This window comes from Actinomycetospora soli, from assembly GCF_021026295.1.
GTDB classification, from domain to species: domain Bacteria; phylum Actinomycetota; class Actinomycetes; order Mycobacteriales; family Pseudonocardiaceae; genus Actinomycetospora; species Actinomycetospora soli.
In genome coordinates this window covers 273,221-290,476 of record NZ_JAJNDA010000001.1, presented here as the reverse complement: position 1 = coordinate 290,476, position 17,256 = coordinate 273,221, and the positions used below count along the sequence as shown (strand labels likewise).

The following is a 17,256-nucleotide window of genomic DNA, read 5'->3' as shown; positions in this document are numbered from 1 at the left end:
GCGAAGCTCAACGATGGCTCAGGCGAAACGCCGCTCACCTTCCGTCGTGACCGCTCGCACGGCAGGGTGGGTGCTCCGGCCCACAGCGATCAACGAGGACTGCTCCGCATGCTCGACGACACCCAGCGCGACCCCGACCCCGAGGGCACCGACGAGTGGCGCGAGGCCCTCGAGTCGGTGCTGGCGGTGGAGGGGCCGCAGCGTGCCCACGACCTGCTCGACGAGCTGATCGGCCAGGCCCGTCGGGCCGGCGCGCCGGTCCCGTACTCGGCGACGACGCCCTACGTGAACACCATCCCCGTCGAGGACGAGCCGCCGCACCCGGGCGACCGCGCGGTGGAGCACCGCATCCGGTCGGCGATCCGCTGGAACGCGGTGGCCACCGTGCTGCGGGCGAACAAGGAGTCCTCCGAGCTCGGCGGGCACATCGCGAGCTTCCAGTCGGCGGCGACGCTCTACGACACCGGCTTCCAGCACTTCTGGCACGCGCCGTCGTCCGACCACGGCGGCGACCTGGTGATGATGCAGGGGCACTCCTCGCCCGGCATCTACGCCCGCGCGTTCCTCGAGGGCCGCCTGTCCGAGGAGCAGATGGACGCCTTCCGGCAGGAGACCGGGGGGAACGGCCTGTCGTCGTACCCGCACCCGTGGCTCATGCCGGACTTCTGGCAGTTCCCCACGGTGTCGATGGGCCTCGGCCCGCTCATGGCGATCTACCAGGCGCGCTTCCTCAAGTACCTCGAGGGCCGCGGGCTCGCCGAGACCGCCGACCGGCACGTGTGGGCGTTCCTGGGCGACGGCGAGATGGACGAGCCGGAGTCGCTGGGCGCGATCTCGCTGGCCGGCCGCGAGCGCCTGGACAACCTCGTCTTCGTCGTGAACTGCAACCTGCAGCGCCTCGACGGGCCGGTCCGCGGCAACGGCAAGATCATCCAGGAGCTGGAGGGCCTGTTCCGGGGCGCCGGCTGGAACGTCATCAAGGTGATCTGGGGCAGCCGCTGGGACGAGCTGCTCAAGCGCGACACCACCGGACGGCTCCACCAGCTCATGGAGGAGTGCGTCGACGGCGACTACCAGACCTTCAAGTCCAAGGACGGCGCCTACGTCCGCGAGCACTTCTTCGGGCGCTACCCGGAGACCGCGGAGCTGGTCGCCGACTGGTCCGACGAGGAGATCTGGGGCCTGACCCGCGGCGGCCACGACCCGTCGAAGATCTACGCGGCCTACGCGGCGGCGACCGCCCAGAAGGACCGCCCCACCGTCATCCTCGCGAAGACGGTCAAGGGCTACGGGATGGGCGAGGCCGGCGAGGGCCAGAACATCTCCCACCAGCAGAAGAAGATGGCGGGCGAGCAGCTCACGATCTTCCGCGACCGGTTCGACCTGCCGATCTCCGACGAGGAGATCGACTCGCTGCCCTACCTGAGCTTCGCGCCGGACTCCGAGGAGGCCGTCTACCTCCGCGAGCACCGCGAGGCGCTCGGCGGGTCGCTGCCGGCGCGGCGCGCCCGGTCGGAGTCGCTCGAGGTGCCGGAGCTCTCCGCGTTCGGGGCGCAGCTCGCCGACTCCGGCGACCGGAGGATCTCCACGACGATGGCGTTCGTCCGCGTGCTCAACACGCTGCTGCGGGACAAGAAGATCGGCAACCGGGTCGTCCCGATCGTCCCCGACGAGTCCCGCACCTTCGGCATGGAGGGCATGTTCCGGCAGTTCGGGATCTTCTCCCGGGTCGGGCAGCTCTACACGCCCGAGGACGAGGGGCAGCTGATGAGCTACAAGGAGGCCGAGAACGGCCAGCTGCTCCAGGAGGGCATCAACGAGCTGGGCGCGATGTCGTCCTGGATCGCCGCGGCGACGGCGTACTCCACCAGCGACGTCCCGATGATCCCGTTCTACATCTACTACTCGATGTTCGGCTTCCAGCGCGTCGGCGACCTCGCATGGGCGGCCGGTGACCTGCGCGCCCGGGGCTTCCTGCTCGGCGGCACGGCGGGGCGGACCACGCTGAACGGCGAGGGCCTGCAGCACGAGGACGGGCACTCGCACCTGTTCTCCTCGGCGATCCCGAACTGCGTGTCCTACGACCCGACCTTCGCCCACGAGGTCGCGGTGATCGTCCAGGACGGCCTGCGGCGGATGTACGCCGAGCAGGAGGACGTCTTCTACTACCTGACCCTGATGAACGAGAACTACCACCACCCCGCGCTGCCGGGGCTGGGCGACGACGCCGCCGAGGCGGCGACGCGCGAGGGCATCATCAAGGGTCTCTACCTGCTGCAGGAGGGGGCGCCGGTCCCCGCGCGGAAGTCGCGGTCGAAGGCCGCGCAGAAGCCGCGGGTGCAGCTGATGGGCTCCGGCACGATCCTCAACGAGGTGCTGGCCGCGGCCGAGATGCTGGAGTCGGACTGGGGCGTCGTGGCCGACGTGTGGAGCGCACCCAGCTTCACCGAGCTGCGCCGCGACGGCATCGACACCGAGCGCTGGAACCTGCTCCACCCCACCGAGACGCCGCGCAAGTCGTGGGTCGAGCAGCAGCTCGAGGGCCGGCCCGAGGGGCCCGTCGTCGCCGCGACCGACTACATGCGGGCGTTCGCCGACCAGATCCGGGCGTTCGTCGTCGGACGGCGCTACGAGGTGCTCGGCACCGACGGGTTCGGTCGCTCGGACTACCGCGCCGCGCTGCGCGACTTCTTCGAGGTCGACCGGCGCTTCGTCACGGTGGCGGCGCTCTCGGCGCTGGCACGCGACGGGAGGATCGAGGCCTCGGTGGTCGCGGACGCGATCGCCCGGTACGAGATCGACCCCGAGCGTCCCGCCCCGGCGCACGCCTGACCCCGCCCGTACGGCCAGAGAGGCAACAGACGATGTCGGCGCCCGCCGCAACCCAGGTCACCGTCCCCAACATCGGCGACTTCTCCGACGTCCCGATCATCGAGGTCCACGTCTCGCCCGGCGACACCATCGCCGTGGACGACCCGCTGCTCACCCTCGAGTCCGACAAGGCGACGATGGACGTGCCGTCCTCGCACGCCGGCACGGTCGCCGAGGTGCTCGTCGCCGTCGGCGACGCCGTCAGCGAGGGCACCCCCGTCGTCGTGCTGGACGCGGGGGAGGGCGAGCCGACCGAGGACGGCGGCGACGCCCCGACCCCGTCCGGGGCCGCCGCGCAGGCCGACACCGAGGCCGCCGCGCAGGAGCCGGACACCGAGCGCCCGTCGTCGAACGGGTCCGCGCGCAGCGGGTCGAACGGGTCGTCCGCCCCGGCCGACGCCCGGTCGACCGCCACCCCCGCGGCCTCCGAGCTGCCCGCCCACGCGGGTCCGAGCGTGCGCAAGCTCGCGCGCGAGTTCGGCATCGACCTCGCGCAGGTCAGCGCGAGCGGGCCGAAGGGGCGGATCACGAAGGAGGACCTGCTCTCGTTCGTCCGCGGCGGCGACGGGGCCTCGGCGCCGGCCGCCCCGGCCGCCGCGCCGGCGGGGGGCTCGGGCATCCCCGAGATCCCCGCCCAGGACTTCTCGGTGTTCGGCGAGGTCGAGACGCAGCCGCTCTCGCGGATCACCCGCATCTCGGGGCCGTTCCTGCACCGGTCGTGGCTGAACGTCCCGCACGTCACGCACAACGACGACGCGGACATCACCGACACCGACCGGTACCGCAAGGAGCTCGACACCGCCGCGAAGGCGGAGGGCTACCGGGTCACGCTGCTCGCGTTCCTCATGAAGGCCAGCGTCTCGGCGCTCAAGGCCTTCCCGACGGTGAACGCCTCGCTCACCCCGGAGAAGGACGCGCTGATCCTGAAGCGCTACTACCACATCGGCGTCGCGGTGGACACGCCCGGCGGCCTCGTGGTGCCGGTCATCCGCGACGTCGACCGCAAGGGCATCGTCGAGATCTCGAAGGAGCTCGGCGAGGTCTCGGCGCGGGCCCGCGACGGCAAGCTGACCGGCGACGACATGAAGGGCGGCACCTTCACGATCTCCTCGCTCGGTGGGATCGGCGGCACGGCGTTCACGCCGATCGTCAACGCCCCGGAGGTCGCGATCCTCGGTGTCGTGCGGTCGCGGGTGGCGCCGGTGTGGAACGGCTCGGAGTTCGAGCCCCGCACCCTGCTGCCGCTGTGTTTCTCCTACGACCACCGCGTCATCGACGGCGCCCTCGCCGCCCGCTTCACCCGGCACGTCGCCCACACCATGGGCGACGAGCGCCGCCTGCTCCTCTAGGTGCGCTTCGCGCAGGTGAGCACTAAAGGTCGCTATAGCGACCGTTAGTGCTCACCTGGCCGCAGGCCACCCCTCGTCTTCCGGAAAGGTTCCGTTGTGGCTGACACCGTCGTCGTCGAGGTCCCCGACATCGGCGACTTCACCGACGTCCCCGTCATCGAGGTGCACGTGACCGAGGGCAGCGAGATCGCCCTCGACGAACCGCTGCTGACCCTGGAGTCGGACAAGGCGACGATGGACGTCCCCGCCGAGGTGGCGGGCACGGTCACCGAGGTGCGCGTCGCGGTCGGCGACCGGGTCTCGCAGGGCAGCGCGATCCTGGTCGTGACGCCGGTCGGCAGCGGTTCGCCGGAGCCCGCCACGCCCGCGCCGACGAAGAAGGCCTCGACGCAGACCGAGAAGCCGGGCGCGAAGGAGCGGAACCGCACCGCGCCGACGCCCGCGTCGGACGGCGCCGAGGACCGGCACGTCGGGCTGCTCGTGCTGGGCGCGGGACCCGGCGGCTACACCGCGGCGTTCCGGGCGGCCGACCTCGGGATGGACGTCCTCGTCGTCGACTCCCGTGACACGCTCGGCGGGGTCTGCCTCAACGTCGGCTGCATCCCCTCGAAGGCGCTGCTGCACGCGGCCAAGGTCATCGCCGAGACCAAGGAGATGGCCGACCACGGCGTCTCGTTCGGCGCCCCCGAGATCGACCTGGACAAGCTGCGCAGCTGGAAGGACGGCGTCGTCGGCAAGCTCGTCGGCGGCCTCGCCGGGCTGGCCAAGCAGCGGAAGGTCGCGACCCTGCAGGGCGTCGGCCGGTTCGTCTCCCCGCACCGCGTCGAGGTCACGACGGCCGACGGGTCGACCACCACCGTCGGGTTCGACCAGGCGATCGTGGCGGCCGGCTCGGAGCCGGTGAAGCTCCCGTTCGTGCCGCACGACGACCCGCGGGTGCTCGACTCGACCTCCGCCCTGGAGCTCGCCGAGGTGCCCGAGCGGCTGCTCGTGCTCGGCGGCGGCATCATCGGCCTGGAGATGGCCACGGTGTACGCCGAGCTGGGCTCGAGGATCACCGTGGTCGAGCTGATGGACCAGATCATCCCGGGAGCCGACAAGGACCTCGTGAAGCCGCTGGCCAAGCACATCGGGTCGCGCTACGAGAACGTCTTCCTCTCCACCAAGTGCACGAACGTCGAGGCGACGGAGAAGGGCCTCGTCGTGTCGATGGAGGGGAAGAAGGCGCCGGAGCAGGACACGTTCGACGCCGTGCTCGTGTCGGTCGGCCGGGTCCCGAACGGGAAGGTGCTCGGCCTCGACGCGGCCGGGGTCGACGTGAACGACCGTGGCTTCCTCGCCGTGGACGAGCAGATGCGCACGAACGTCGGGCACGTCTTCGCGATCGGCGACATCGTCGGGCAGCCCATGCTGGCCCACAAGGCGGTGCACGAGGGCAAGGTCGCCGCCGAGGTGGCCGCGGGGAAGCCGAGCGCGTTCGACGCCAAGGTCATCCCGTCGGTGGCCTACACCGACCCCGAGGTCGCGTGGGTCGGGGTCACCGAGAACGAGGCGAAGGCGCAGGGGCTGTCGTACGAGACCGGCACGTTCCCGTGGGCGGCGTCCGGGCGGTCGCTGTCGCTGGGCCGCTCCGAGGGGTCGACGAAGCTGCTCTTCGACACCGAGACCGACCGCATCATCGGCGCCGGGATCGTGGGGCCGGCCGCGGCCGACCTCATCACCGAGGCGGCCCTGGCCATCGAGCTCGGTGCCGACGCCGCCGACATCGGCCTGACCATCCACCCGCACCCGACGTTGTCGGAGACCGTGGGCATGGCGGCCGACGCGTTCGAGGGCACGCTGACCGACCTGTACCTGCCGAAGAAGAAGCCGGCCAAGGCCTGACGTCAGGCGGTGAACACCGTCTGCACGCCCACCGGGCGCCGGCCGTCCGCGAGGGCGGTCAGGTGCTCGGGGGCGGCCGCCAGCGGGACCCGGTCGGTGATCACGTGCGCGAGCAGGTCGGCGCCCCGCGCGGCGAGGAGGTCGAGGGTCGCGGCCGACAGCCGGTCGCGGTCCCAGGCCCCGCGCAGCGACCGGGGCACCCGCCCGATCTGCGCGCACCGCACGCCCAGCCCGTTGTGGTGGAACTCCTCGCCGAGCCGGACCGCGTCCGCGCCGTCGGCGTAGAAGGCGAGGTCGATGACGGTGCCCTGAGGGCGCAGCAGCCGCAGGGCCAGCGCCAGGGCGGCCGACCGCCCGCGGCACTGGAACACGACGTCCGCGCCGTGGTCGCCGGGGCCGTGCCGCCACCCGCGTTTGAGGTCGGAGACGTCCCCCGGGTCGCGCGTGGCGAGCCCGAGCGCCCCGGCCACGGCGCGACGCTCCGCGGTCGGGTCGAGCACGGTCACCGACGCCGCGCCCAGCGTGGCGGCGAACAGGCCGACGAGCAGCCCGACCACCCCCGCACCGACCACGGCCACCGTCCGGTCGACGACGCCGCCCCCGAGCGCGTCCGACCCCTCCTCGGCGGCGGCGTGCAGCACCCCGTTGGCGCAGATCGGGCCCATGTGCGCGGCGTAGATGCCGAGCACCGGGTCGAGGTCGGGCGGTAGCGCGACGATCCGCTCGCGGGCCGGGTCGGCCCGGTGGGCGGTGCGGTGGCCGTAGGTCATGGCGACGTGCGCGCCCACGGTGTGCGGGGCCGCGGGCCCGGCCGCGACGACCTCGCCGACCTGCATGTAGCCGACCTTCCGGACGGGATAGCCCGTCCCCGGACGGTCCGGGTCGAACAGGCCGAGTTCCGGGTCCCACGCGTGGTGCAGCATCGGGTTGGTGCCCTTGACCCAGCTCAGGTCGGTGCCCGCGGACAGGCCGGAGTACCGGGTGCGGACGTCGAGCCCGTCGTCGGGGAGCGGGCCCGGCTCGTCGTCGGGAACGAGGCGGACCCGCCCGGGAGCCTCGACGACGAGGACCTGCGCGCGGTCAGCCATCGAGCCGGATCGTCGCGCCGGAGGCGGCCGCGTCGGCGAGCGCGCACGCCAGCCGGTGGGTGCGGAGGGCCTCGTCGTAGTCGACGACCGTCCCGGGACCCGGCCGCCCCAGGAGGTGGTCGACGAAGGAGCGGTCGGCGGCGCCGCGCGCCACGGCCGGGTCCACCTCCACCGACCACGTCCCCTCGGGGTCGCGGACCTCGAGCTTGTCCTCGGTGATCGTCACGGCGAGGTCGTCGGCGTAGACCTCCACGCCCGCGCGGTGCTTCCACCCCAGACGGCAGGTCGCCGCCACCGTTCCCACGGCCCCGCTCGCGAAGAGCAGCGTGCCCGCGGTGGCGGAGTCGACGTCGCCGCCGGCCGGGGGCGCGGCGTCCACCACGGCGTGCACCGCGACGACCTCCCCGGCGAGCAGCCGTGCCACGTCGAGGACGTGCACGGCCTGCTCCACCACCTGCCCGCCCGACGCGGCCCGCTGCGACCACCACGGCACCGGCGGGACCCGGTCGAGCCAGGTCGCGACGACGAGCCGGACGTTCCGCCCCGCGAGCAGCTGTCGCGCGCGGGCGACGACGGCCGAGGACCGCCAGTGGTGGCCCACGGCGGTCGCGACGCCCGCCGCCCGGACCTCGTCCCGCACGTCCTCGGCCAGGGCGACGTCGAGACCGAGGGGCTTCTCGACGAAGAGGTGGACGCCGGCGGCGGCGAGGCGCCGCTCGGGTTCGCCGTGGGCAGCGGGCGGCACGCAGACCCACGCCGCGTCGAGGCCGCGGGCGAGCAGTCCGTCGACGTCGGCCGCGGGCGTCGTCCCGACCTCCGCGGCGAGGTCCGCGGCCCGGGTGGCGTCCGGGTCGACCACCCCGACGAGCTCCACCTCCGGCATCGCCGCGAGCGTCCCGGCGTGGCGCCGCGCCACCCCGCCCGCCCCGACGAGACCTACACGGACGCCGACGTCGCTCTTGGTCACCGTCACGAACACGCTGGTACCCGAACGGGTGAAACGGGCACCACGGGACATGCTTCCCGAGGGACGCAGCTGGCTCTCCCGGCGGTCCGGTCGCGTGGACGACTGGTCGTTGGACCAGCTGGTGGAGCGCAAGGACGACCGGCGGGTGAGCGTGGGGCTCCCGGCCCGCGACGAGGCCGAGACCGTCGGCGCGATCGTGGCGGTCATCCGGGACGTGCTGGTCGAGCGCGTCGGCCTCGTGGACGAAATCCTGGTGGTCGACTCGTGCTCGGTCGACGCCACCGCGGCCGTCGCGGCCGCGGCCGGCGCGCGGGTCGTGGCGCAGGACGCGGTGCGTCCGGACCTGCCCGCCGCCGAGGGGAAGGGCGAGGCCCTGTGGAAGGGGCTGATCGCCTGCACCGGCGACCTGGTCGTCGCGGTCGACGTCGACCTGCGCGACTTCGGTCCGGGGTTCGTGACCGGCCTGCTCGGGCCTCTGTTCGACGATCCGGGCGTGGCCTTCGTCAAGGGCTTCTACCACCGGCCGCTGATCGTCGGAGGCGGCGTGGACGTCGACGGCGGGGGCCGGGTGTCGGAGCTGCTGGCCCGGCCGCTGATCAACCTCGCGTGGCCCGCGCTCGCCGGGTTCGTCCAGCCGCTGGCGGGGGAGTTCGCCGCGAGGCGCGAGCTGCTCGAGGCGATCCCGTTCCTCACCGGCTACGGCGTCGAGCTCGGCATGCTCGTCGACGTCCTCGACCGGGTGGGGCTCGACGCCATGGCCCAGGTCGACCTCGGGGTGCGGGTCCACCGCCACCACGACCTGCACACCCTCGGGCGGATGGCGGCCCAGATCCAGCTCGCGGCCGCCGTCCGCCTCGAGCGCGACGGCGTCCTCGTCCGCCTGCCGGTCGCGCCGACGCTCGTGCAGTTCCACCGGGCCGACACGCCGACGGCGGACGTCCTGGACCGCGAGGTGGTGGTCACCGACGTCGCCGTCACCGAACGTCCGCCGGTCCGCGAGCTGCTCGCCGGGCGGCCGGTGGCGTGATGACCACCTCCGGGGCCGGCCCGACCGTCCTGCTCGACGCGGGACCGTGGCTGCCGGTGCCCCCGGAGGGCTACGGCGGGATCGAGGCCGTCGTCGCGACCCTGGTTCCGGAGCTGCGCCGGCTCGGGGTGCGCGTCGTGCTCGCGACCGTCGGGACGAGTCGGCTGGCGGTCGACGAGCGGCTGTCCGCCTTCGACGAACCCCGTTTCGCCGCGCTCGCCGCGCCCTACAACCGCGTCATGGGGATCGCCGCCGCCCACGTCGAGCGGGTCCGCGCCGAGCTGCGCGCCCGCTCCGACATCGATCTCGTGCACTCCCACCTCGAGGCGTGGGGGCTGGTGGCCTACGCCGACGCCGGGCCGCCCGTGCTGCACACCCTGCACTGGGACCTCACGAAGCACCCCGAGCTGTACGGCCGGTTCGACGGCCGGGGCCGCGTCCTCGTCAACGGGGTGTCCGCCGACCAGCTCGCCCGGGCGCCCGCCGCGCTGCGCGCCCACGCGCTGGGCCACGTCCCGCTCGCGACGCCGCTGGCCACGACCCGCCGCCCGCCCGACGTCGTCGAGGACCGGCTGGTGGTGCTCGCGCGGCTCACCCCGGCGAAGGGGCAGGACGTCGCGGCCCGGCTGGCCCGGCGGACCGGACGGCGGGTGGTGCTCGCCGGCCCCGTCGGCCCGTACGGCGACCCGGCCGCCCTCCGGCACGCCCTCGCGACCGACCCGCGGGCGCGGGAGCACCCCGACGTCACCTGGTTCCTCGAGGCGGTGGCCCCGCTGCTCGACGACGACCTCGTGCGGTGGGCGGGTGCGCTGCACGGCGAGGACCGCGACCGGCTGCTCGCCGGGTCGAGCGCGCAGCTCTGCCCCCTGCACTGGGACGAGCCCGGCGGCACCGGCGTCGTCGAGTCGCTCGCGCTGGGCACACCGGTCGTGGGCTACGCGCGGGGCTGCCTGCCCGAGCTGCTCGACCCGGGCCGGACGGGCCACCTCGTGGCGCCCGACGACGAGGACGCCCTCGCCGGGTTCCTCGCCGCGCGGGGCGAGACCGCGCTCGACCGCGCCGCGTGCCGGGCCGCCGCGTCCGCCCGCCACACGCCGGAGATCATGGCCCGGGCCTACCTCGACCTGTACGGCCGGGTGCTGGCCCGGGCCCGGGAGGGCGCCGCGCTCGATGTCGTCTAGGCGGCCGGCACGTCCACGGTGACCGCCTGCACGGCCGCCTCCCGGGCCGCGCGCCGGGCCTCGGCGTGGAAGTCCGGCGCGGTGCAGAGGTAGAGGGTCCGGCCGTCGGACCCGCCCAGTCCGCACGCGTACACGCCGGTGCCCGCCTCCACGGCGTCGACGATCTCGCCGCCCTCGCGGACCCGGATCGCCCGGTTGCCCAGCGCGTCCGCGACCCACAGGCACCCCTCGGCGTCGAGCCGCGGCGAGCAGCCGTCGGGGCCGACGACGAGCTGGCCGCCCAGCACCGTCCCGAGGTCGGACGACGTCGGCAGCGCGCCGAACGTGGCCCAGTCGCGGCGCGGGCCGAGCGACCCGTCGTCGTGGATGTCGAAGGCGCTGATGCGGTTGCCGAAGGTCTCGTCGACGAGCAGGGTGCCGCCGGAGACGACGCTGCCGTTGGGGAACCACAGGTCCTCGGCCGCGGCGGTCACCGAGCCGTCGGGATCGACGCGGAAGACCGTCGTCGGGGCGACCGGGGCGCCGCCCATGAGGTCGAAGCCGAAGTTGCCGACCCAGGCGCGGCCGGTGGTCGAGTCGACGACCATGTCGTTGAGCTGCGCGGGCACGTGGTCGGAGAGGTCGGCGTGGGTCACGACCGACCCGTCGTCCTCCCGGCGCAGGATCCGGCGGTCGAGCGCGGACACCGCGATCAGCCGACCGTCGGGGAGCCAGCCGATGCCCGAGGGCTGTGCCGGAATCTCGAGCTCGGTGCGCAGGTCGGCGCCGTCCTCGCGGGCCGAGAGCACACGGTGGGTGTAGAAGTCGACGAACCACAGCCGGTCCTCGTGCCAGCGCGGGCACTCGGTGAACGACAGGCCGTCGACGACGGTGCGGATCTCGCGGCTCATGTACGGACCTCCTGGCCTCGACGGTGCGGCGGGAGGAACCTACTGCCTCAGAACGGGCGGCGGCGGTGTCCGAGCGTGCCCATCAGCAGGAACAGCAGCGGGAACATCACGAAGCCCACCGGGTGCCCGAGCACGGTCAGGGTCACCATGCCCAGCGCCAGCACGACCGGGATCAGGGCGACCGGCCACACCGTGTGCCGTACGGGCAGGTGCGGCTGCGCCGGGACGACCTGTCCGGCCGGGGCGAGGTGCGGCTCCGGCAGGTCGCGGAACAGGGCGTCGAGCTCGTCGCGGTAGACCGCCGCGCCCGCGGCGGCCGAGCGGTCGCTGTACTCGGCCACGTCGAGGCGCCCGGCCTCGAGGTGGGTGTCGAGCGCCTGCATGGCGGCGGTGCGCTCGTCGTGGCCGACCCGCAGGCGGGGCGTCTCGGCCGGCCGGTCCGCGGGGTCGTGGTCCATGCCTCCATGGTGCGCCCGGATCGGCGTTCGTGCCGTGAGGTCGACGTTCAATTCTGCGCGGTCGGCCGGACGACGATCTCCCCGACGTCCACCCCGGGCGGCTGCGCCATCGCGAACGCGACCGCACGGGCGATCGCGTCCGGCGGCATCGCGATCTCCGTCATCTGCCGCTGGTACTCCCGACGACGGGTCGGGTCGGCCACCGCGTCGACGAACTCGGTGGCGGTGAACCCGGGGGAGATCGCGGTGACGCGCAGGTGGGGTCCGGCCTCCTGCCGCAGCCCCTCGCACAGGGTCCGCACCGCGTTCTTCGTCGCGGCGTAGACGACCTGGTCCGCACGATGCGCAGCCCCGAGGTCGACACGATGCTGATCAGGTGGCCCGCGGACTGCGCCCGGAACAGGGGGAGGGCGGCGGCCACGCCGTGCAGCACGCCGCGCAGGTTGACGTCGATCATCTCGTCCCACGCGTCGACGGGCTGCTCGTCGAGCGGGCCCACATGCGCGATGCCGGCGTTCGCGACGAACACGTCCAGCCGCCCGAACGCCGCGACGGCGAGGTCCACGAGCGCGGCGACGTCCGCGCGCGAGCGCACGTCCGTCGCGCGGGTGCGGACCTCCCCGCCGAGCTCGGCCGCCAGCGACTCGAGGCGGTCGGCCCGCCGGGCGCCGAGGACCAGCCGCGCGCCCTGCCCCGCCAGCAGCCGGGCGGTCGCCGCCCCGATCCCGCTGCTCGCCCCGGTGATGACGACGACGGGTGCGTCCATGGTGCGCTCCTTGATGTGATAGGTCTATCACTTGCTAGAGTAACAGCCCTCTCACATCGTTGGAGGGTCGATGCCCGGAGGCCCGCGACAGCGCGGTCGGTACCACCACGGCGACCTGCCGTCGGCCCTGCTCGACGCCGGGCTCGAGCAGCTCGCGACGGCGGGTCCGGCCGGGTTCTCGGTGGCGGAGGTCGCGCGGCGCGTCGGTGTCAGCACCGCCGCCCCGTACCGGCACTTCACCGACCGCGACGGGTTCCTCGCCGCCGTCGCCGCCCGGGCCGCCGAGCGCCTGGCGGCGGCGGTCGCGGCGGCCGCGACCGACGACGACCCCCGCGACCGGCTCGCCGCGGCGGCGGGCGCGTACGCGGTGTTCGTCGCCGAGCACCGCACCGGCTTCGACGTCGTCTACGCGCCGGCGCTCCGGGCGGCGCGCGACGCCGACCTCGCAGCGGCGGGACGCGCGGTGATGGCGCTGTTCCTCGACCCCGCCCGCGAGATCGCCGGCGACGGGGCGCTGGAGCTCACCGAGCAGGTCGTCGCCCTCGCCCACGGCTACGCCACGCTCGACGCCGAGGGCTTCCTCACCGCCGACCGCGTCACCGACGTGCCGACCGCGACCCGGGCCCGGCGGGCCGCCCGGGCGTTGATCGATGGCGCTGCCGGCTGACTACGGCAGGAGCTCGAACCGCTTCGCCTCGTACCGCAGCTCGTCGCGGTGCTCCGGGGCGGCGATCGCGATCAGCTCCCGGGCGCGCTGGGCGATCGAGCGTCCGCGCAGCGAGGCGACGCCGTACTCGGTCACGACGTGGTCGACGGTGTTCTTCAGCGTGGTGACCACGCTGCCCGCCGTGAGCTGGGCGCGGATGCGCGACATCCCGGACGACGTCGCCGCGTGCGTCACGAGGAACGCCCGGCCGCCCTCGGAGTACATGGCGCCGCGGGCGAAGTCGGACTGGCCACCCGAGGACGACCAGTACCGGCCGGCGATCGTCTCGCTGGCCGCCTGGCCCATGAGGTCGACCTCCGTGGTGGCGTTGATCGACACGAAGTTCGGCTCCTCGGCGACCACGCGGGGGTCGTTGGTCCACTCCACCGGCAGGAACATGACGTCGGTGCGCCCGTCGAGCCAGCGGTGCATCGCCTCGTCGCCGATCGAGAAGGTGGTGACGTGCTCGCCCGGGCGCTGCTTCTTGCGGACTCCCGTGACGACGCCGAGGTCGACGAGGTGGGCGAGGCCGCTCGCGAGGCACTCGGTGTGGATGCCGAGGTCACGGTGACCGGTCAGCGCCGCGGTGACCGCGCCCGGGGTGCCGCCGACGCCGATCTGCAGGCACGCCCCGTCGGGGACCATGTCGGCCACCAGCTCCGCGATCGCGTGGTCGGCGGGGGAGGGGTCGCGGTGGCGCACCGGCGGGAGGGCGCGGTCGGTCGCGATCCACCCGGCCACCTGGTCGGCGCGCAGCAGGTTCTCGCCGCGGGTGAACGGCATCGCCGAGGTGGCCTCCAGCAGGAAGGGGACCTCGCCGATCATCGAGGCGACGTAGTCGGCGTTCGTGCCCAGGCTGAAGCGGCCCTCGTCGTCGGGACCGGCGGCCGCGGCGAGGACCACGGTGCGCTTCGTGGCCTGCCGGAGCAGCAGGGGCATCTCGGAGAAGTGGTTGGGGACGAGGTCGCACGTCCCCTTCCGGTAGGCCTCGCGCGAGCCCGGGCCGAGGTAGTAGTCGACGTGGCGCAGCCGGTCGCCGAACTCCCCGCGGATGTACGGCCGTTCGACGAACGGGTCCATCCGGTGCACCCGCACGCCGTCGAGCTCGTCGGCGATCGACTCGAGCAGGTCGAGCAGTGTCTGCGGCTCGCCCTGTCCGATCGGCACGATGACGTCGGCCCCGGGCGGGACGAGGGTGCGCAGGCGCGCGCGGGCCTCGTCGGGGGACAGCGGAGCGGTCATGGTCGAGCCGTACCCGCCGGGGCCGCCGGCTCCACCGGCGACTGGAACAACGTGGGCGAACTCCCGGTTGGAGGGTTGACACGTCAAGCGAGGAGGCGACATGGAGACCACGCTCTGGGACCGGGGCACCTTCCACGCCGAGCTCGGGCAGTGGATCGACGCCGCCCGCGTGCTGGCCGAGCTCGTCGAGGCCGAGCCGGACGCCTCGGCGGCGCGGCTGCTGCTCGCGCGTGCCTACTACCACTCCGCGCAGCTGGGCCGGGCCGAGGAGCAGGCCCGCCTGCTCGTCGCCGACCGTCCCGACGACGGGTACGCCCACCTGCTGCTCGGTCGGTCGCTGCAGCGGCAGGGGAGGCACGACGAGGCGACGGGCCCGTTGCGCCTCGCCGCCGCGCTCGGCGCGGCTGCCTAGCCTCTCGCTGGGCCGTGTGAGTGAACGACACGCCGAGGTCGGTTGCGCACTACTCGATGTGAGCGTCCCGCGTCACGCGGCTGACGTCCGGCCGTCCCCCGCCGATATCCGGCTCGTCGACACGACGGCGAGGGAGTGGCATGACGCAGGTGGGGGAGCCGTGGGTGGTGGTCCTCTCGGACCCGCAGACGGGCGGGATCGAGAGCTTCGGGCCCTATTCGCGGCAGGAGGCGGAGCGGCTGCAGCTGTGGTGCGCGGCGGAGCTCGACCTCGACGATCTGGGGGACGTGGTCGTGCTCGCGGCGCGGATGCGGTCGTGAGCGGGGAGTGGCGGCTGACGCTGCGCCGCTTCACGGCGTTCGACGTGCGGCCGGCGGAGCCCGCCGGCCCGGTGGCACCACCCGTCGTCGGGAACGGATCCGACGATCCCGACGACGGGTGGGGTGCCGCGGTGCGGCACGGCGAGCGCGGGGAGTGGGGCGAGGCGGCCCGGCTGCTCGGGACGGTCGTCGAGGACGACCTCTCGAGCCCGGTGCCGCGGGTGCTCCTGGTGGAGGCGCTGATGTCGTCGGCGCAGTGGCGGCCGGCCGCCGCCCACCTGCGGCGGCTGCTGGCCGACCACCCGGCCGATGCCTACGCGGCGTACCTGCTGGAACGGTGCGCGGCTCAGCTCGGGTCCCACTCCAGCGTGGTGGTGTCGAGCGAGTCGAGCAGGTCGAACCAGGGGCCGGTGCGGGGCAGCTCGAAGCGGTAGAAGAACCGGGCGGCGGCGCGCTTGCCCGCGGCGAACGCGTCGTCCCGCTGCCCGAGGGCGAGCAGCTGCTCGAGCCAGATCCACGCGGCGACGACGTGGCCGACGGCCTCGAGGTAGACGCTCGCGTTCGCGAGGGTGACGTCCGGGTCGCCGGCCGCGTGCAGGGTGGCGGTGGTCTTCTCGATCCGCACGAGCGCGGCCTCCAGGGCGGCGGCGTACTCCTGCTGGTCGCCCGCTCGGCCGATCGTGTCGCGGACGGTCGAGAGCAGCAGGTCCAGGCCGGCCCCGCCGCGCATCACGGCCTTGCGGCCGAGCAGGTCGATCGCCTGGATGCCGTGCGTGCCCTCGTGGATCGGGTTCAGCCGGTTGTCGCGGTAGAACTGCTCGACGGGGAAGTCGCGGGTGTAGCCCGAGCCGCCGAGCACCTGGATCGCGAGGTCGTTCGCGGCCAGGCACCACTGGGAGGGCCAGCTCTTCGCGATCGGGGTGAGCACGTCGAGCAGCAGCGCGGCCCGCGCCCGCGACTCGTCGTCGGGGTGGGTGTCCTTCTCGTCGACCAGCCGCGAGCAGTAGAGCCCGAGCGCCATCCCGGCCTCGGCGTAGGACTTCTGCGCGAGCAGCATCCGCTTCACGTCGGGGTGCTGCGCGATCGGGATCATCGGGGTGGAGACGTCGCGGCCGCCGACGGCGCGACCCTGCGTGCGGGTGAGCGCGTACTCCAGGGAGTGCAGGTAGCCGGTGACGCCGAGGGCGGTCGCGCCCATCCCGACGCCGACCCGTGCCTCGTTCATCATGTGGAACATCGCGGCGAGGCCGCCGTGCTCGGCGCCGACCAGCCAGCCGACGGCCCCCTCGCGCTCACCGAAGTTCAGCAGCGTGTTGACCGTGCCGCGGTAGCCCATCTTGTGGTTCAGCCCGGCGAGGACGACGTCGTTGCGGGTGCCGTCGTCGAGGACGCGCGGCACCGCGATGAGGCTGATGCCCTTCACCCCGGGCGGACCACCGGGGATCTTGGCGAGCACCAGGTGGACGATGTTGTCGGTCAGCTCGTGCTCGCCGCCCGAGATCCACATCTTGGTGCCGACGACGCGGTAGGACCCGTCCGGCTGCGGCTCGGCGCGGGTGGTGATGTCGGCGAGCGACGAGCCGGCCTGGGGCTCGGAGAGGCACATCGTCCCGGACGTGGAGCCGTCGAGCATGCCCGGCACCCACGCCTCGACCTGCTCCGGCGTGCCGTGGGCGAGGAGCAGGTTGACCGCGGCCGTCGTCAGGAACGGGTAGGACGCGGTGCCGATGTTGGCGGCCTGGAACCACGCGAGCGCGGCGCGGGCGACGGTGAACGGCAGCCCGGTGCCGCCGTGCTCGGCCGGGACGGACGCGGCGAGGAACCCGGCCTCGGCGAAGGCCTGGATCGCCTCCTTCACCCCGTCGACGAGGACGACCCTCCCGTCCGGTCCCTGGTGGGGCTCGGCGAGGTCGGCGGCCCGGTTGTGCGGCTCGAAGCGCTCCGTGGCGATCTGCTCGGCGAGGTCGAGCACGGCGTCGATCGTCTCGCGGTCGTGCTCCGCGAACGGCGCGCGGTCGAGCAGGTCTCCGACGCGCAGCCAGTCGTGGAGGAGGAAGTCCAGGTCGGCGCGGTCGAGGATCCGGGAGGTCACCGG

15 protein-coding genes and 1 pseudogene are annotated in these 17,256 nt (G+C 73.9%); 9 read left to right on the top strand and 7 right to left on the bottom strand.

Translation table 11 applies throughout. From position 1 onward, the window contains the following. Nucleotides 1–108 precede the first annotated feature (108 nt). The 3 genes from aceE (at nucleotide 109) to lpdA (ending at nucleotide 6,104) form a co-directional block, all read left to right on the top strand. Nucleotides 109–2,832, top strand: coding sequence for a pyruvate dehydrogenase (acetyl-transferring), homodimeric type (gene aceE, locus LN037_RS01445; RefSeq protein WP_230749115.1), 2,724 nt, complete (start codon nucleotides 109–111; stop codon nucleotides 2,830–2,832). A 32-nt stretch (nucleotides 2,833–2,864) separates the two neighbouring features. Then, entirely contained in the window at nucleotides 2,865–4,220 is a 1,356-nt protein-coding gene (locus LN037_RS01440; protein ID WP_230749113.1) for a 2-oxo acid dehydrogenase subunit E2, read from the top strand. A 96-nt stretch (nucleotides 4,221–4,316) separates the two neighbouring features. After that, a complete protein-coding gene (lpdA, locus tag LN037_RS01435) occupies nucleotides 4,317–6,104 on the top strand; it encodes a dihydrolipoyl dehydrogenase (RefSeq protein ID WP_230749111.1) in 1,788 nt (595 codons plus the stop codon). A 2-nt stretch (nucleotides 6,105–6,106) separates the two neighbouring features. On the opposite strand, the gene LN037_RS01430 is transcribed toward lpdA, so the two are convergent. Next, nucleotides 6,107–7,192 (bottom strand): zinc-binding dehydrogenase, encoded by a 1,086-nt coding sequence (locus LN037_RS01430; protein ID WP_230749109.1) that lies wholly within the window; start codon nucleotides 7,190–7,192, stop codon nucleotides 6,107–6,109. After that, a complete protein-coding gene (locus LN037_RS01425) occupies nucleotides 7,185–8,165 on the bottom strand; it encodes a Gfo/Idh/MocA family protein (RefSeq protein ID WP_230749108.1) in 981 nt (326 codons plus the stop codon). Before LN037_RS01425 ends, LN037_RS01430 begins: the two co-directional genes overlap by 8 nt. A 43-nt stretch (nucleotides 8,166–8,208) precedes the next feature. Between LN037_RS01425 and LN037_RS01420 the strand changes: the two genes are divergently transcribed. Then, the gene (locus LN037_RS01420; RefSeq protein WP_230749106.1) at nucleotides 8,209–9,186 is read left to right on the top strand and encodes a glucosyl-3-phosphoglycerate synthase; all 978 of its coding nucleotides are present in this window, start codon (nucleotides 8,209–8,211) and stop codon (nucleotides 9,184–9,186) included. Beyond that, on the top strand, nucleotides 9,186–10,367 hold the full coding sequence (locus tag LN037_RS01415) for a glycosyltransferase (RefSeq protein WP_230749104.1): 1,182 nt from the start codon (nucleotides 9,186–9,188) through the stop codon (nucleotides 10,365–10,367). The genes LN037_RS01420 and LN037_RS01415 overlap by 1 nt, the downstream gene beginning before the upstream one ends. On the opposite strand, the gene LN037_RS01410 is transcribed toward LN037_RS01415, so the two are convergent. The 3 genes and pseudogenes from LN037_RS01410 to LN037_RS01400 form a co-directional block, all read right to left on the bottom strand. Further along, nucleotides 10,364–11,257 (bottom strand): SMP-30/gluconolactonase/LRE family protein, encoded by an 894-nt coding sequence (locus LN037_RS01410; protein WP_230749102.1) that lies wholly within the window; start codon nucleotides 11,255–11,257, stop codon nucleotides 10,364–10,366. The two genes, LN037_RS01415 and LN037_RS01410, sit on opposite strands and share 4 nt — an antisense overlap. A gap of 47 nt (nucleotides 11,258–11,304) precedes the next feature. Next, on the bottom strand, nucleotides 11,305–11,715 hold the full coding sequence (locus LN037_RS01405; RefSeq protein WP_230749101.1) for a DUF1707 SHOCT-like domain-containing protein: 411 nt from the start codon (nucleotides 11,713–11,715) through the stop codon (nucleotides 11,305–11,307). A 47-nt stretch (nucleotides 11,716–11,762) separates the two neighbouring features. Further along, a pseudogene (locus LN037_RS01400) lies at nucleotides 11,763–12,481 on the bottom strand (SDR family oxidoreductase). A 70-nt stretch (nucleotides 12,482–12,551) separates the two neighbouring features. Between LN037_RS01400 and LN037_RS01395 the strand changes: the two are divergent. Further along, nucleotides 12,552–13,148 carry a TetR/AcrR family transcriptional regulator gene (locus LN037_RS01395; protein WP_230749099.1) on the top strand — a complete coding sequence of 199 codons (597 nt, stop codon included), beginning with the start codon at nucleotides 12,552–12,554 and terminating at the stop codon, nucleotides 13,146–13,148. Here the strand turns inward: LN037_RS01395 and LN037_RS01390 are convergent, their stop codons facing one another. After that, the gene (locus tag LN037_RS01390; protein WP_230749098.1) at nucleotides 13,149–14,429 is read right to left on the bottom strand and encodes an acetyl-CoA hydrolase/transferase family protein; all 1,281 of its coding nucleotides are present in this window, start codon (nucleotides 14,427–14,429) and stop codon (nucleotides 13,149–13,151) included. Nucleotides 14,430–14,529: 100 nt separating this feature from the next. On the opposite strand from LN037_RS01390, the gene LN037_RS01385 reads away from it, so the two are divergent. From LN037_RS01385 to LN037_RS01375, 3 genes are all read left to right on the top strand, one after another. Continuing rightward, nucleotides 14,530–14,841, top strand: coding sequence for a tetratricopeptide repeat protein (locus LN037_RS01385; protein ID WP_230749097.1), 312 nt, complete (start codon nucleotides 14,530–14,532; stop codon nucleotides 14,839–14,841). 140 nt (nucleotides 14,842–14,981) lie between these two features. Beyond that, on the top strand, nucleotides 14,982–15,161 hold the full coding sequence (locus LN037_RS01380; RefSeq protein ID WP_230749095.1) for a hypothetical protein: 180 nt from the start codon (nucleotides 14,982–14,984) through the stop codon (nucleotides 15,159–15,161). Continuing rightward, nucleotides 15,158–15,595, top strand: coding sequence for a tetratricopeptide repeat protein (locus LN037_RS01375; protein WP_230749093.1), 438 nt, complete (start codon nucleotides 15,158–15,160; stop codon nucleotides 15,593–15,595). The genes LN037_RS01380 and LN037_RS01375 overlap by 4 nt, the downstream gene beginning before the upstream one ends. Here LN037_RS01375 and LN037_RS01370 read toward each other — a convergent pair. Further along, nucleotides 15,508–17,253 carry an acyl-CoA dehydrogenase gene (locus tag LN037_RS01370; RefSeq protein ID WP_230749092.1) on the bottom strand — a complete coding sequence of 582 codons (1,746 nt, stop codon included), beginning with the start codon at nucleotides 17,251–17,253 and terminating at the stop codon, nucleotides 15,508–15,510. The genes LN037_RS01375 and LN037_RS01370 overlap by 88 nt on opposite strands. Nucleotides 17,254–17,256 lie beyond the last annotated feature (3 nt).